Here is a 14,862-nt window from a genome sequence, read left to right on the forward strand (position 1 = left end):
ACAGCAACTTCACGCCAAACACGGATACGGAATCTAGATGGACGACGATAACACTCTCGACCTTTTCACCGAGCCGCCGCCTCCCGAAGGCGACTTTCTCACGCTCGGCAACTACGCGGAACGCGCGTACCTCGACTATGCGGTGAGCGTGGTCAAGGGCCGCGCGCTGCCGGATGTGTGCGACGGCCAGAAGCCGGTGCAGCGCCGCATCCTGTTCGCGATGAACGACATGGGTCTGTCCGACAACGCGAAGCCGGTCAAGTCGGCGCGCGTGGTCGGCGACGTGCTCGGTAAGTATCACCCGCACGGCGACCAGTCCGCGTACGACGCGCTCGTGCGTCTCGCGCAAGACTTTTCGATGCGCTATCCGCTGATCGACGGCCAAGGCAATTTCGGTTCGCGCGACGGCGACGGCGCAGCGGCGATGCGGTACACGGAAGCGCGCCTCACGCCGATCTCGAAGCTGCTGCTCGATGAAATCAACCAGGGTACGGTCGATTTCATGCCGAACTATGACGGCTCGTCCGAGGAACCGAAGCTGTTGCCCGCGCGCTTGCCGTTCGTGTTGCTAAACGGCGCATCGGGTATTGCGGTCGGATTGGCCACGGAAATTCCGTCGCACAATTTGCGCGAGGTCGCGGCAGCGACGGTCGCGATGATCCGCAATCCGAAGATCGAACACGCGGAATTGATGCAACACATCGCCGGGCCGGATTTTCCGGGCGGCGGTCAGATCATTTCGAGCGACGCCGAGATTTCCGCTGCGTACGAAAGCGGCCGCGGCAGCCTGAAGGTGCGGGCACGCTGGAAGATCGAAGAACTCGCTCGTGGTCAGTGGCAACTGGTGATCACCGAACTGCCGCCGAACACCGCAGCGCAGAAGGTGCTCGAAGAAATCGAGGAGCAGACCAACCCGAAGATCAAGCTCGGCAAAAAGGCGCTCACCCCCGAACAACTGCAAACCAAGCAGACCATGCTGGCGCTGCTCGATGCCGTGCGTGACGAGTCTGGCCGGGACGCGCCCGTGCGGCTCGTGTTCGAGCCGAAGTCGAGCCGTATCGATCAGACCGATTTCGTGAACACGCTGCTCGCGCACACGAGCCTCGAATCGAATGCGTCGCTCAATATGGTCATGGTCGGTGGCGACGGCCGGCCGCGTCAGAAGGGCTTGAGCGAGATCCTGCACGAGTGGATCGCGTTCCGCTTCGCCACGGTGACGCGCCGCACGCGGCATCGTTTGTCGAAGGTCGACGACCGGATTCACATCCTCGAAGGCCGGATGATCGTCTTTTTGAATATTGACGAAGTCATCCGCATCATTCGCGAATCGGACGAACCGAAGGTCGCGTTGATGGCCGCATTCGGCTTGTCCGACCGTCAGGCCGAGGACATTCTTGAAATTCGTCTGCGTCAGTTGGCGCGGCTCGAGAAGATCAAGATTGAGAAGGAACTCGCCGAACTGAAAGACGAGAAGGCCAAGCTCGAAGAACTGCTCGGCAGCGAATCGGCGATGAAGCGTCTGCTCATCAAGGAAATCGAAGGCGACGCCAAGCAGTACGGCGACGAGCGTCGCACACTGATCCAGCAGGAAAAGCGCGCGACGTTCGAAGCGCGCGTGGTCGACGAACCGGTGACGGTCGTGGTGTCGCAGAAGGGCTGGGTGCGCGCGCTGAAGGGCCACGGGCTCGACGCGGCGGGCTTCACGTTTAAAGCCGGCGACGGGCTCTATGCGGCCTTCCAGTGCCGCACGCCGGACACGCTGGTCGCGTGGGGCAGCAACGGCCGCGTCTATTCGGTCGCGGTGGCGATGCTGCCGGGCGGCCGCGGTGACGGCGTGCCGGTTACATCGCTGATCGAGCTGGAATCGGGCAGCCATCTGATGCATTACTACGCGGCGTCTGCGGATCAGGCGTTGCTACTTGCGTCGAGCAACGGCTTCGGCTTTGTCGCCAAGGTCGGCGACATGGTGAGCCGCGTGAAGGCCGGCAAGTCGTTCATGACGATCGACGCCGGCGCCGCGCCGCTCGCGCCGATGCCGATGCTGCCGGATGCGACGCACATTGCGTGTCTCTCCTCGGGCGGGCGTCTGCTGGTGTTCGGCCTCGACGAGATGAAGACGCTCTCGGGCGGCGGCCGCGGCGTCACGCTGATGGGTCTCGACGACAAGGAAACGCTGGTGCAGGCGCTGGCCATCAATAACGCGGGTGTCGTGTTGATCGGCACGCGCCGCGGCGGCCGCGTCGACGAAGAGAAGGTGAGCGGCGCCGCGCTCGCGCCGCATATCGGCAAGCGGGCGCGCAAGGGCCGTACGCCTGAGAGCAAGATGAAGCTCGAAGGCATGCGTCCGGTGCTGGCCGCTTAACAAAGCTTGACGCTGGAACACGGCAAGCGTCTGCTAGCATGCGAGGCACTTGTCGTGCGTGGTACAAAACCGGGGAGCAGCATCGCCATTACGGTGGATATGCTGCGATAACAACTACAAAAACGGCGTGAAAGCCTCGAGTGCGATGGAACTGCGTGCATGGCATGCGGTCGAATGCGCTCAATAGCCGCTTGTTATAAGCGGTGTGGCGTCGTCGAGAGAGGAAAACAACATGAACAAGGCTATCGAACTCGCGCTCTTTCTCCATCTGCTCGCGGTCGCGGTGTGGGTAGGTGGGATGGTGTTCGCGCATTTCTGTCTGCGCCCGGCCATTGCCGATCTCTCGCCTCAATTACGCTTGCCGCTGTGGGAATCGGTGTTCGGCCGCTTCTTCAATTGGGTCGCCGCCTCCGTGCTGGTGATTCTCCTTACCGGCGGCTTCCTGCTGATGCAATTCGGCGGCGGGCATGCCACCTGGCCGCTGCATGCCATGGCCGGCCTCGGCATTGTGATGATGCTGATCTTCGGGCACATTCGTTTTGCCGTGTTCCCGCGCATCCGCCGCGCGGTGCAGGCGCAAAAATGGCCGGATGGCGCGCGGGCCGTCGGCACGATTCGTCGACTGGTGCTCATCAATATCGTGCTCGGTGTGGTGACGATCGGTGTCGCGGTACTGTCGCGCGGCTTCTGAAATATTGCAATTGCCCGTTTGAAATCCGATAGCCGCGTGGTGACACCGCCGCGCGGCGCACCCTTGAAGCCTCGTCATCATTGAGCGAAGCGCCGCTGTCGTCTAAATCAGCGCGCCATACGCGAGCCACAGCCCGCACACCACCGCCACCGTCCCGTACACCACGTACACCGGTACCTTCAGCTTGGCAAAGCACATGGCGGAGAACAGCGCGGTCAGCAGATAGACCGGTTTGAACGGCACATGCGCGGCAATGCGCAGCACGGCCACCGCGAGAAACGCGGTGGTGACGGCGCGCAGAATCCGCATGCCGTGCTCGAATCGCGGATCGGCCTTCAACTGATGCAAATGCCGCTGCGCCAGCACGACGAGACACCCCGACGGCACGAATAACGCGAGCGTGGCAATCAGCGCGCCCACCCAGCCGTCCACCAGATAGCCGAAGAACGGCACCACGTTCAACAGCGGTCCGGGCGACAGCGGCGACAGCGAGAACGCCAACGTGAAGTCGTTATCGGAGACGCCGATCGCCGGCGTGACGAACAGCGTCTTGAGCACCGGCAACGCCGAGAAGCCGCCGCCGAACAACGTCATGCCGGCACCCGCAAGCCGCGGCCACAACAGCGCCAGTTCATAGCGATGCGGCAACGGCATCGCGAACAACACGAGAAACACGCTCAGGGCGGTCAGCATCTGCCAGTCGCCGCGCGCGAACGACACGACGACGCGCGAGTTCCGAACCGGACTCACCAGCCAACCGGTGCCGAAGGCCGCCCCGAGCATGACGACGTAAGCGGCCGGACTGCGCGCATAGAAGAGCGCGATGCAACCCAGCACCGCCGCGCCCCATTCGAGTTTGCCGCGCACCAGGGCACGCGTCTGTTTGTACCAGGTGAGCGCGATCAGCGTCGCCAGCACAACGCTGAAGTGATTGAGCAAGGTTTGCGAGGCGGCGGCGCGCACGAACGGCGTGCGGTAGAAGATCGCGAACAGCGTCATCAGCACGAAGAAGGGCAGGACGCTGGCAATGCCCGCGACCCAGGCGCCGGCGCGTCCGCGCAACGCGTGCCCGAGTTGCACGGCGACGTTGCAGCCTACCGGGCCGGGCACCATCCAGGCGAGCGCGATCAGATCGGAGAAAGCGACGCGCGAGAGGCGTCCTTCGCGCTCGACATAATGGTTTTCGAGTTGCGCCATGAGCGCGAGGCCGCCCCATGACAACGCGGACAGGCCGAATACGACCCGAAACAGCGTCCATAGCGGTTCCCGTTCACCTCGTCTGGCAGCATCCTGGCTCGTGATCGTCTGCATGGCGCCACGCGCGCCCGGTACGCGGGCGCTCGTCCTTTGAGATCATCGTTTAGTGGTTTTGACGCGGCCGTCGGGCGGCATCGCGCTGTGATGCAGTACTGCGAGAATGTAGCCGGTTTTTGCGGCGCTGCGGGTAGATGACCCGTGATGGCCCGCAACGGGCGCCGCGCTCAGGTGTTGGTGCTGGATACGCTGCTGGTGCTGTCGGCTTCGTGCGCGCTGCGGCGGCCCGTCATCCCGCAGACGCCGAAGCGTTCCAGCAGCGCCGGAATCGCGTCCACCGGCACGGGACGCGAGAACAGAAAGCCTTGCGCCTCGATATGGCCGAGCGCGGCGAGCCACGCAATCTGCTCTTCGGTCTCCGTGCCTTCGACCACCACCGTGAGCCCGAGCGAACGCGCCAGATTGACGATCGCCGTGACCATCACACAGACGCTGCGGTCGCCCGGAATTGCCTGGATGAACGAACGGTCCACCTTCAGCGTGTCCACCGAGAAGCGGTTCAGGTAGGACAGCGACGAATAGCCAGTGCCGAAATCGTCGAGTGCGATGCGCACGCCGAGGCGCTTCAACGCGAAGATCTTCTCCGAGACGAGTTCGGGATATTCCATCATCGCCGTTTCGGTGATTTCGAGCTCGAGGCGGCGCGCGGAGATGCCGCTTTCCTCGATGGCGTGCGAGATCGTTTCGTACAGGTCGCCGCGCCAGAACTGCACCGCCGAGATATTCACCGCGAGCGACAGCGTGTCGTAACCCTGCTGCTGCCACAGCGCGAGTTGACGGCAGGCGGTCTCGATCACGAAGTCGCCGATCGGCACGATCAGGCCGGTCGATTCGGCAACCGGAATGAACTCGTTGGCCGGAATCAAACCGTGCTGCGGATGATTCCAGCGCACCAGCGCCTCGAAGCCCGTAATGCAGCGGCGCGTCAGATCGATCTTCGGCTGATAGGCTAGGAACAGTTGCCCTTCGGCGAGCGCCACGCGCAACTGCTGCTCCCACTTCATCAAGTGATCCGCGCGATGCGACAGTTGCGGCGAATAGAACTGATAGCAGTTCTTGCCCGCGTCCTTCGCACTGTACATGGCGAGGTCGGCTTTTTTCAGCAAGTCGATCTCGTTTTCATTGGCGACCGAGTAGAGCGCAATGCCGATGCTCGCGTGCAGCACGAACGAACTGCCGCGTACTTCGAACGGCTTGGCGAATGCTTCGGCCGCGGCTTCGGCGAGCGCGACGGCGCGCTTTTCGACGTCGTCGCCCTTGATCACGACGACGAACTCGTCGCCGCCGATGCGGCTCAGCGCGCCGCCTTCACCGACCGCGGTGGCGAGCCGCGAGGCCGTCATTTGCAGCACGATGTCACCGGCGTTGTGGCCGAGCGTGTCGTTGACGGTCTTGAAGTTGTCGAGATCGATAAAGAGAATCGCGAGGCGGCCGAGGTTGGCCGGCAGCGCCACGTCGTGCCGCAGGGTTTGCAATGTCGCGTAGCGGTTGCGCAGGCCGGTGAGCAGATCGTATTCGACCAGATGCGTCATCTCGCGCTCGCGGCCGAGCAGTTTGCCGATCAGGCCGGTGGCCACGGCAAAGAAGCTCAGCATGGCGAGCGAGATGAAGCCCGCCATCAGCAGATAGACGTTGCGCGTGTGGTTGTAGTCGGCGAATTCTTCCGCTTGCGACAGACCCACCAGCACGCCGAGCGGATAACCGTCGATATGCCGGTACGACACGATGCGCGTAACGTTGTCGATCGAATCGACGTAGGTGCCCGACACATGCTCCGAGGTCGGATACGAGCCGCTCGCCGAGAATGCGCCGTTGGCGGTTTCGGCGCTGCCGGTGCGCCGCGCGAGCACGGTGCCGTTGTCCGAGATCACCGCGATCACGCCTTCGTGGCCGATGGCCGCGTTGTTGTAGAAGTCGGTGGTGAAATAGCTGGGATCTTCGGAGACCACCACGACGCCCGCGAACGAGCCGTCCGGATGATTCAGACGCCGCGTCATCTGCAACGTCCAGTGGCCGGACACGCGGCCGAGCACCGGCTTGCTGATATACAACTGGTCGTCGTTCTCGTGTTCGTGGACCTTGAAGTGTTCGCGGTCGGATAGATCGATGCGCTTGGGATTGAGTTCGGCCGTGTTGGCGATCAGCGTGCCGTGTTCATCGATCAACGATACCTGCACCAGCGTCTCGCTTTGCACGACGCCTTTTTCCACTGTGCTGGCGAGATCGAAATGATTCGGCGTTTTCTCGAACTCGAATTTGACGAAGCGGGTGATCTGATCGACCTGGTGAATCGCCTTGACCGTGTGCTGCTCCAGCGCCGCGGAGAGAATCGCAGCAGAGGCCATGGCTTCACGATAAGTGGCTTCTTTCTCGACCGACAGACGCGCGAAGATCACCGTCCAAAGCAGGATCAGGACCAACACGCCCAGCGCGGGAATCGCGAGCAAAGCGCGTCGGCGCGACACTGCGGGATCGCGTCGGGCTTTGGCTTCGCGCTGGTCGGAGAAGCGGGATTGACTCATCGGGCGGCCCGTGCCTGGGTGCCGGCCGGTTGCAAACGAGCGAGCGTCGACTGCGCTGATTTCATGAGTGGCTGCATGGTGACCAAGGTGCCGGAACTGCTGCGCAGAAGAGATAAGCGTGGCGCCGTGCCTGACCATCCGCAGGTCATCGGGTACGTCTCGATATTACTTAATGCCACTGGATTAAGGAAGGGGCCGGGCATCGGGTATACGAGGGCGCGGCAAGCTGCCTGGTGCGGCGATTTTGGCACCCTGTGCGGCCAGTGTTGAGGCCGCCCCAGCGCGGTCGTGTTCGAATATTTCATCGGAAATCAGCGGCAAGGCGCGCCAGCATTCAGGTGTGCCAGGCCTTTAACAGGCCTCTTCCAATGCAAGGCGCATTTTAATAGGGCGAACGCTGCGGCGTTTTGTGGTCAAGCGCGGCCAGGCAGGGCGAACCCTATGCCGCTTCCGGTTGCGTGCCTGACACATGAACGAGGCAAGGGGCGTGCCGATCAGGGCAAGCGAAACGTGCCGTCGACAATCGTCACCGACGAGCCGCCAATCCATGTCTTGCGGCGCGCGTCGTCATAGTGCACGGAAACCTGGCCGGCACGGCCCAGCGCGGTGCCTTGACGGGCTGAATAGTGCGTGCCCGGGCGCAACTGCTGGGCGCTCAGCAGGCCGGCGAGCGCCGCATTGGCGCTGCCTGTCACAGGGTCTTCACCGACGCCGAAACTACCGCCGGCCATCAGGCAGCGCACCTCGAAAGTGGCCGGGCCGCCGGCCTCGTGCGGACCGTAGACGGCGAGGCCAAACGTATTGACCGAACGCGCGATGGCGGCGAGCGCGGCTACGTCGGGTTCGAGCGTGAGGCATTCACGCGCCGAATTGACGCGCACCACGAGCCACGGCGCACCATTGTCGACCGCGCAGGGCGCCGCGCTGAAATCGATTGCGTCGCTACGTAAAGCCGTAGAGAGTGCCGCGTAGCGATCCTCGGCAAGCGGTGTAACTCGCGCGGGTGGCGCGGCGAAGGCCCATGCGCCCTCCGATTCAGGCAACGCCTCGAGTTCGACGAGTCCCACGCCGCATTGCTGCACGAGTTTGCCGGCCTGCTTCGGCTGATAGCCGCTTTCGAGCAGCGCGTGCGCGCTGCCGAGCGTCGGATGGCCCGCAAACGGTAGCTCGCCATGCGTGGTGAAGATGCGCACACGATAGTCGGCGGCCGGGTCGGTCGGCTTCAACAGGAACGTCGTTTCGGACAGATTGGTCCAGTGGGCGATGGCCTGCATCTGATTCGTATCGAGTGCATCGGCATCGAACACGACGGCAAGCGGATTGCCTTTGAACGGCACCGACGTGAACACGTCGACTTGTTTGAAACGGACAGTGTGGGCGGGCATCGGGCGCGGTCCAGCGAATCAAACGGATGGATAGGGTTGGCGGATTCTATCCGTTGACGACGGAACGATCTACCTCGCCACAAATGCAAAACGCGCCGCGGGTGGCTGACACCTCGCGACGCGTTCCTGTCCCGCTGCGCCGGACGAACCGGCGGCTTCGACTGCGTTACTGCGTTACTCGACTTCGGCGATCATCTCGATCTCGACGCACGCGCCAAGCGGAATCTGCGCGACGCCGAACGCCGAACGCGCATGCTTGCCGCGTTCGCCGAACACGTCGGCGACCAGTTCGGACGCGCCGTTGGTGACCAGATGCTGTTCGGTGAATTCGAGCGTCGAGTTGACGAGACTCATCAGCTTGACGATGCGCGTGACGCGGTTCAGATCGCCGACATGCGCGTGCAGCGTGGCGAGCAGGTCGATGGCGATCGAGCGTGCGGCGGCTTTGCCTTCCTCGGTGGTGAGGGTGGCGCCGAGCTTGCCGGTCCATACCTTGCCGTCCTTCTTGGCGATATGTCCGGAGAGATACACCGTGTTGCCGCTTTGCGCGCTCATCACATACGCGGCAGCCGGCGCGCCGGCGCTCGGCAGTTCGATGCCCAGTTCCTCGAGCTTGTCGTACACATTCGTTTGAGCCATGGTGTGTCCTTCGTCAGTAGTGGAATTCGGTGAATGCGGGCCGGGCGAAAATCGCGCAACCCGCGCGCAAAAAATCGCGCAACCCGCGCGCAAAAAAGCGCGCGGCAGCGTTCAGATTTTCGCGCGGATCAGCGCGCCGAGACGCGACACGCCTTCGTCGATTTTGGCCGGCGGCACCGTCACGAACGACAGGCGCAGCGTGTTGTGTTGCGCTTCGTTCGCGAAGAACGGACCACCCGGCACGAACGCGACGTTCTGCGCGACAGCTTCTTCCAGCAGCTTCATGCTGTCGATCTGCGCGGGCAGATTCACCCACACGAACATGCCGCCTTCCGGGCGGTTCCAGCTTACGCCTTCCGGCATGTAGCGTTCGAGCGAGGCCAGCATGGCCGCGCATTGATCGCGATACAGTTCGCGGATGGTCGGCACGTGGGTGTCGAGGAAGCCGTCCTTGATCACTTCGTACACGATGCGCTGCGTGAAGCTCGGCGTGTGTAGATCCGTAGCTTGCTTGGCTTGCACGAGTTTGAAGATCAACTCTTCGGGCGCGATGATGTAGCCGACCCGCAGGCCCGGCGCCAGCACCTTCGAGAACGAACCGAGATGGACGATGTGGTCCGGCGCCATCGACAGCATGGTGGGCAGCGGTTCGCCCGCATAGTCGAGTGCGCCGTACGGATCGTCTTCGATCACCGGGAACGGCGCGGTCTTCGCGAATTCGGCGAGCGCTCGGCGGCGTTCGATCGGCAGGCGGCGGCCCGTCGGATTCTGGAAGTTGGGTTGCGCGTACAACAGGCGGGCGCCGGCCGTCAGGTCGGGCGTGAGGCTTTCGGGAACGAGGCCTTGTTCGTCGGTCGGCACTTGCACGTAGCGCGGCTCGTACATCGAAAACGATTGCAGCGCGCCGAGGTAGGTCGGCGTTTCGACCAGCACCGGGCTGTCCGGGCACACCAGCACCTTGCCGAGCAGGTCGAGCGCCTGCTGCGAGCCGGTCGTGATCAGCACCTGAGTCGGACGAATCTGCGCGCCGTTCACTGAATAGCGCTTCGCGATCCATTCACGCAGCGGCAGAAAGCCTTCGGTCGCGCTGTATTGCAGCGCCGCGGCGGGTTCGTCGCGCAGAATGCGGTCCGCTGCCGCGCGCATGCGTTCGGCCGGGAAGGTAGCCGGCGAGGGCAGGCCGCCCGCGAACGAAATGACTTCGGGCCGCTCCGTGACCTTCAGAATCTCGCGAATCGCCGAGCTCGTGAGCTTGCGTGCACGTTCGGACAATTGCCACATGGGGGCTTTCAAGTCGCTTTGGTCCATGGTCTCCTCTGCTGGTACTGGAACCGGTCAAAACTTCAATTATCGCGCGAGTCGGCGACCCGCGCGCGCTGCTTATTTAAGGGTCCGTAGACCGTCGGGTGTTTCAAACTCGGCGACGAGCGCCGGTGCGCCTTCCGTAGGCTGCAACGCGATCAGATGCGCCGCGCCGAGCCAGCGCAATTGCGCGGCCACCGTGTCGGCTTGCGGATGCGCGCCTCTCAAGGCTTTCAGCGAGATCTCCGTTTCCGGCAAGGCCGTCGACGGATGCTTCGTCGTGTCCCACTGGATCAGCGAGGGCAGCACACCGTCGCCAATGCCTTGCCAGGCGGGGAACGCGCCGTTGTCGGGCACCGTCAGGCCCCACGTGAAATCGCCGCGCGTCATCGGCACGACAGGAGGAATGCGCTGCGGATACTGCGCCTGCCACGTCGGCAGATGTTTCGGCCGCTCGACCCGCGCGACCCAGTGCGACAGATACGGTCCGTTTTCGAGCCGCGCGTGCGTCGCCGGGTCGTCGAGGGCGAACAGGCGGGGGCGCGGCGCGCTGCCGTCGGCCGGCGCACTGGCCAGCGACACGACCTGCGGATCGACCGCGATCACTTCCAGATACACGCCGCCCCACAGGTTCAACAGGCGGTTGTGCGTGCGCATCAGCGGATGCGCGCCGCCGCCGGCCGGTGCGACGCCGAGCGTATCGGCGACGTACTGAGTGCCCTCGTCGAGGGTGCGGGCGGAAATCACGAGGTGATCGAGGCGGAGCGGATGAGCAGTCATGACGGATCGGGGAAACGGTTTCTGCGGTAAACCGGAGCGCGCCGGGTGTCGCGGCAACGCTGCCGGGGCCGTAAGCATAACCGTTTGCCGGATCGGCGGGCCATGCGGATGGGTGTTCGGCAGGGTTTTGCCGGAGAGCACGTGGGCGTCGTAAGGCTTGCCGTGCCGCATTCCATCCTTTACTTATCTCAAATGTAGCGATGCCGACCGGCACAGTAACGGTACAATCGGTTCGATACTGTTCGGTACAGTTGGAGCCCGTCATGTCCGTCCCGCTCGCCCAGATTCCCGCCCCGCACGACACTGCCTCGCTAACGCTGGTCGAGCAGCTCGTCCAGTGGGCGCGCCGCCGCATCGAGGAGCGCGTGTTCCGCCCCGGCATGCGCATGCCGTCGATCCGCAAGCTCGCGCTCGACAAGGGCGTGTCGCGCTTCACCGTGGTCGAGGCGTACGAACGGCTGGTGGCGCAGGGTTTTCTGGAGTCGCGGCGCGGCTCGGGGTTCTATGTGCGCGAGCGGTTGGGCGCCGCGGCCAGCACCACCGCCGAGATTCATCCGCTCACCGCAGCGGCGCCGGCGCCCGCGACGATCGATGTGGTCTGGCTGCTGCGCAACATGCTGCACACCGGCGCGCGGCCCGAACGCAGTCCCGGCCTCGGTTATCTGCCGGCGCGCTGGCTCGACGGCGATTTGATCACCAACGCGCTGCGCACGCTCGGCCGGCAAAGCGGCGCGCAGATGCTCGGCATTGGCACGCCGCAGGGTTTTTTGCCGCTGCGCCAGCAGTTGCAGACGCGGCTCGAGGAACTGGAGATCGGCGCGTCGCCGGATCAGATCGTGATGGTGTCCGGCATCACGCAGGCCATCGACCTGATCTCGCGCATCTACGTGAAGCCGGGCGATGCCGTGATCGTCGGCGATCCGGCGTGGTTTCAGATGTTCGGGCGTTTCGCGTCGCAGGGCGCGCGCCTCGTGGGCATGCCGTACACGCCGGACGGCCCGGACCTCGACGCGCTCGAGTCGCTCGTGCAGACGTGGCGGCCGAAAATGCTGGTGATCAACTCGGTGCTGCAGAACCCGACCGGCACGTCGCTCACGGCGGCCCAGGCGTTCCGGATTCTGCGCCTTGCCGAAGCGTACGATTTCATTGTCGTCGAAGATGATATTTATGGCGATCTGTGTCCGCCGAGCTATCCCGGCACGCGGCTCGCGAGCCTCGACCAGTTGAAGCGCGTGATCTACCTCGGCAGTTTTTCGAAGACGCTCGCGCCGAATCTGCGGGTCGGTTTCGTTGCCTGCGCGCCTGAAGTGGCCACGGCGGTCAGCGACCAGAAGATGCTGATCGGCATGACGAGCCCGGAACTGAACGAGCGTGTGCTGTACAAGATTCTGACCGAAGGCCACTACCGGCGGCATGTCGAACGGCTGCGCGTGCGGCTCGACGGCGTGCGTGAGAAATCCGTGCGGATGCTGGAGAAGACTGGCCTGAAGCTGTTCCTGACGCCCATGGCCGGCATGTTCCTGTGGGCCGACACGGGCGTCGACGCCGACGCGCTGGCGGCCGCCGGCCACGAAGCCGGCTTTCTGCTAACGCCCGGCAGTCTGTTTTCCCCGCAGCAATCGTCGACCACCTGGATGCGCTTCAATATCTCCAACTGCGGCGATCCGGAGCTGGCAAGCTTTTTGTGCCGTTATCTCGACAGCGTGGCGCGCCGCGCCTCTTGAAACCGCGCCGGCTTGCCCCCAATTACGCGGACAATCCGGCAAGCCGCCGCTCGGGAGCCCCGGGCGCTTTGCGGCCGCCGGCGGTAGCCGCGTCGGCGCAAGGTCGGCCCGCGGGCGTTACGCCGGCGGCGAGCCGGCAGGGCCGACCGCAACGAACGGCGCCGCACCCGACTTGAACCCCATTCGCAACAGAGAGGAAGTCCGACCATGGCACAAGAAACCATGAGCTTTCAGGCAGAAGTGAAACAACTTCTGCACCTGATGATCCATTCGCTGTACAGCAACAAGGAAATTTTCCTGCGCGAGCTGATTTCGAACGCGTCCGACGCGGCCGACAAGCTGCGCTTCGAAGCGATCGAAAACAGCGCGTTGTACGAAAACGATCCGAACCTGCGGATTCGCGTGTCGTACGACAAGGCCGCGCGCACCATCACGCTCGACGACAACGGCATCGGCATGAGCCGCGACGAAGCGATCGCCAACCTCGGCACGATCGCGCGTTCGGGCACCAAGGAATTCTTCGGCAAGCTCTCCGGCGACCAGCAGAAAGATGCGACGCTGATCGGTCAGTTCGGCGTGGGCTTCTATTCGGGCTTCATCGTCGCGGACAAGATCACGGTCGAGACCCGCCGCGCCGGTTTGCCGGCCTCGGAAGGCGTGCGCTGGAAAAGCGCGGGCGAGGGCGATTTCGCCGTCGAGCAGATCGAGCGCGCCGCGCGCGGCACGACCATCACGCTGCATCTGCGTGCCGATGAAGACGACCTGCTGTCGTCGCATCGTCTGAAATCGATCATCCAGAAGTACTCCGACCACGTCGCGCTGCCGATCCTGATGCAGAAGGAAGAGTGGGACGCGGAAAAGAGCGAGATGGTCACGAAAGACGAGGACGAGACCGTCAACCAGGCCAGCGCGTTGTGGACCCGCGCGAAGAACGACATCACCGAAGAACAGTACAAGCAGTTCTATCAGCACCTCTCGCACGATCATCAGGATCCGCTCACGTGGACGCATAACCGCGTGGAAGGCCGCAGCGAGTACACGCAATTGCTGTACGTGCCGACCCACGCGCCGTTCGACATGTTCAACCGCGATCATCGCGGCGGCCTGAAGCTGTACGTGAAGCGCGTGTTCATCATGGACGACGCCGAGCAACTGCTGCCGGCCTACCTGCGTTTCGTGAAGGGCGTGGTCGATTCGGCGGATCTGCCGCTGAACGTGTCGCGCGAAATCCTCCAGGAAAGCCGCGATGTCAAGGCGATCCGCGAAGGCGTGACCAAGCGTTCGCTGTCCATGCTCGAAGAGCTGGCCAACTCGGATAACGAGGCGGACAAGGAAAAGTACGCCGGTTTCTGGAAGGAATTCGGCCAGGTGCTGAAGGAAGGCATCGGCGAAGACTTCGCCAATCGCGAGCGGATTGCGAAGCTCGTGCGTTTTGCGTCGACGCATACGGACACGCCCGAGCAGACTGTGTCGCTGGCCGACTACGTCGCACGCATGAAACCCGAGCAGACCAAGATCTACTACGTGACCGCCGACACCTGGCAGGCCGCGACCCACAGCCCGCATCTCGAAGTGTTCCGCAAGAAGGGCGTGGAAGTGCTGCTGCTGACCGATCGTGTGGATGAGTGGATCCTGTCGTTCCTGAACGAATTCGAAGGCAAGCCGCTGCAAAGCGTGGCGCGCGGCGACCTCGATCTGGGCGCGTTGAACGACGAGGAAAAGCAGGCGCAGGAAAAGGTCGGCGAAGAGTTCAAGCCGCTCGTCGAGAAGATGAAGGAAGCGCTGAAGGACAAGGCCAAGGACGTGCGTCTCACGTTCCGCCTGACCGATTCGCCGTCCTGCCTCGTTGCCGACGACGGTGAAATGAGCGGCTATCTGCAACGCATGCTGAAGGCCGCGGGGCAGGAAGCGCCGTCGTTCCATCCGATTCTCGAAGTGAATCCGGAGCACGCGCTGGTGAAGGGTCTGCACGCGGACAGTGCGAACTTCGACGACTGGTGCCATCTGCTGTTCGATCAGGCCTTGCTCGCTGAAGGCGGCGCGCTGGACGATCCGGCGAGCTTTGTGAAGCGCACCAATGCGCTGCTGCTGGCGCGCGCGAATTGAGCGTGGGTCGAACCTGATCAGCAGCGTCGGACTGACG

At 63.6% G+C, this 14,862-nt stretch carries 10 protein-coding genes; 4 read left to right on the forward strand and 6 right to left on the reverse strand.

The window, feature by feature from the left end:
* Positions 1-37 precede the first annotated feature (37 nt).
* Positions 38-2,362, forward strand: a complete 2,325-nt coding sequence (parC, locus tag PQR32_RS20995) for a DNA topoisomerase IV subunit A (RefSeq protein WP_408231133.1) — start codon at positions 38-40, stop codon at positions 2,360-2,362.
* A 232-nt stretch (positions 2,363-2,594) separates the two neighbouring features.
* Positions 2,595-3,053, forward strand: coding sequence for a CopD family protein (locus tag PQR32_RS21000; RefSeq protein WP_012432243.1), 459 nt, complete (start codon positions 2,595-2,597; stop codon positions 3,051-3,053).
* Positions 3,054-3,155: 102 nt separating this feature from the next.
* Here PQR32_RS21000 and PQR32_RS21005 read toward each other — a convergent pair whose 3' ends face one another.
* From PQR32_RS21005 to PQR32_RS21030, 6 genes are all read right to left on the reverse strand, one after another.
* Positions 3,156-4,364 (reverse strand): chromate transporter, encoded by a 1,209-nt coding sequence (locus PQR32_RS21005; protein ID WP_408231136.1) that lies wholly within the window; start codon positions 4,362-4,364, stop codon positions 3,156-3,158.
* Positions 4,365-4,534: 170 nt separating this feature from the next.
* Entirely contained in the window at positions 4,535-6,889 is a 2,355-nt protein-coding gene (locus PQR32_RS21010) for a bifunctional diguanylate cyclase/phosphodiesterase (protein ID WP_408231139.1), read from the reverse strand.
* Between the two features lie 494 nt (positions 6,890-7,383).
* Complete coding sequence (locus tag PQR32_RS21015) at positions 7,384-8,274, reverse strand: PhzF family phenazine biosynthesis protein (RefSeq protein WP_408231142.1); 891 nt, start codon at positions 8,272-8,274, stop codon at positions 7,384-7,386.
* A gap of 174 nt (positions 8,275-8,448) precedes the next feature.
* Positions 8,449-8,913 (reverse strand): RidA family protein, encoded by a 465-nt coding sequence (locus PQR32_RS21020; protein WP_408231145.1) that lies wholly within the window; start codon positions 8,911-8,913, stop codon positions 8,449-8,451.
* A 111-nt stretch (positions 8,914-9,024) separates the two neighbouring features.
* Entirely contained in the window at positions 9,025-10,221 is a 1,197-nt protein-coding gene (locus PQR32_RS21025; RefSeq protein WP_408231148.1) for an aminotransferase-like domain-containing protein, read from the reverse strand.
* Between the two features lie 72 nt (positions 10,222-10,293).
* Complete coding sequence (locus PQR32_RS21030) at positions 10,294-10,995, reverse strand: VOC family protein (RefSeq protein ID WP_408231151.1); 702 nt, start codon at positions 10,993-10,995, stop codon at positions 10,294-10,296.
* Between the two features lie 263 nt (positions 10,996-11,258).
* Here PQR32_RS21030 and PQR32_RS21035 point away from each other — a divergent pair, with 263 nt between their 5' ends.
* Together PQR32_RS21035 and htpG are read left to right on the forward strand one after the other, a co-directional pair.
* Positions 11,259-12,719 (forward strand): aminotransferase-like domain-containing protein, encoded by a 1,461-nt coding sequence (locus PQR32_RS21035; protein ID WP_408231154.1) that lies wholly within the window; start codon positions 11,259-11,261, stop codon positions 12,717-12,719.
* Positions 12,720-12,926: 207 nt separating this feature from the next.
* A complete protein-coding gene (gene htpG, locus PQR32_RS21040; protein ID WP_408231157.1) occupies positions 12,927-14,825 on the forward strand; it encodes a molecular chaperone HtpG in 1,899 nt (632 codons plus the stop codon).
* Positions 14,826-14,862: the final 37 nt, after the last annotated feature.

Origin of the sequence: Paraburkholderia dipogonis, assembly GCF_046027395.1 — a bacterium.
Classification (GTDB): Bacteria; Pseudomonadota; Gammaproteobacteria; order Burkholderiales; family Burkholderiaceae; genus Paraburkholderia; species Paraburkholderia dipogonis_A.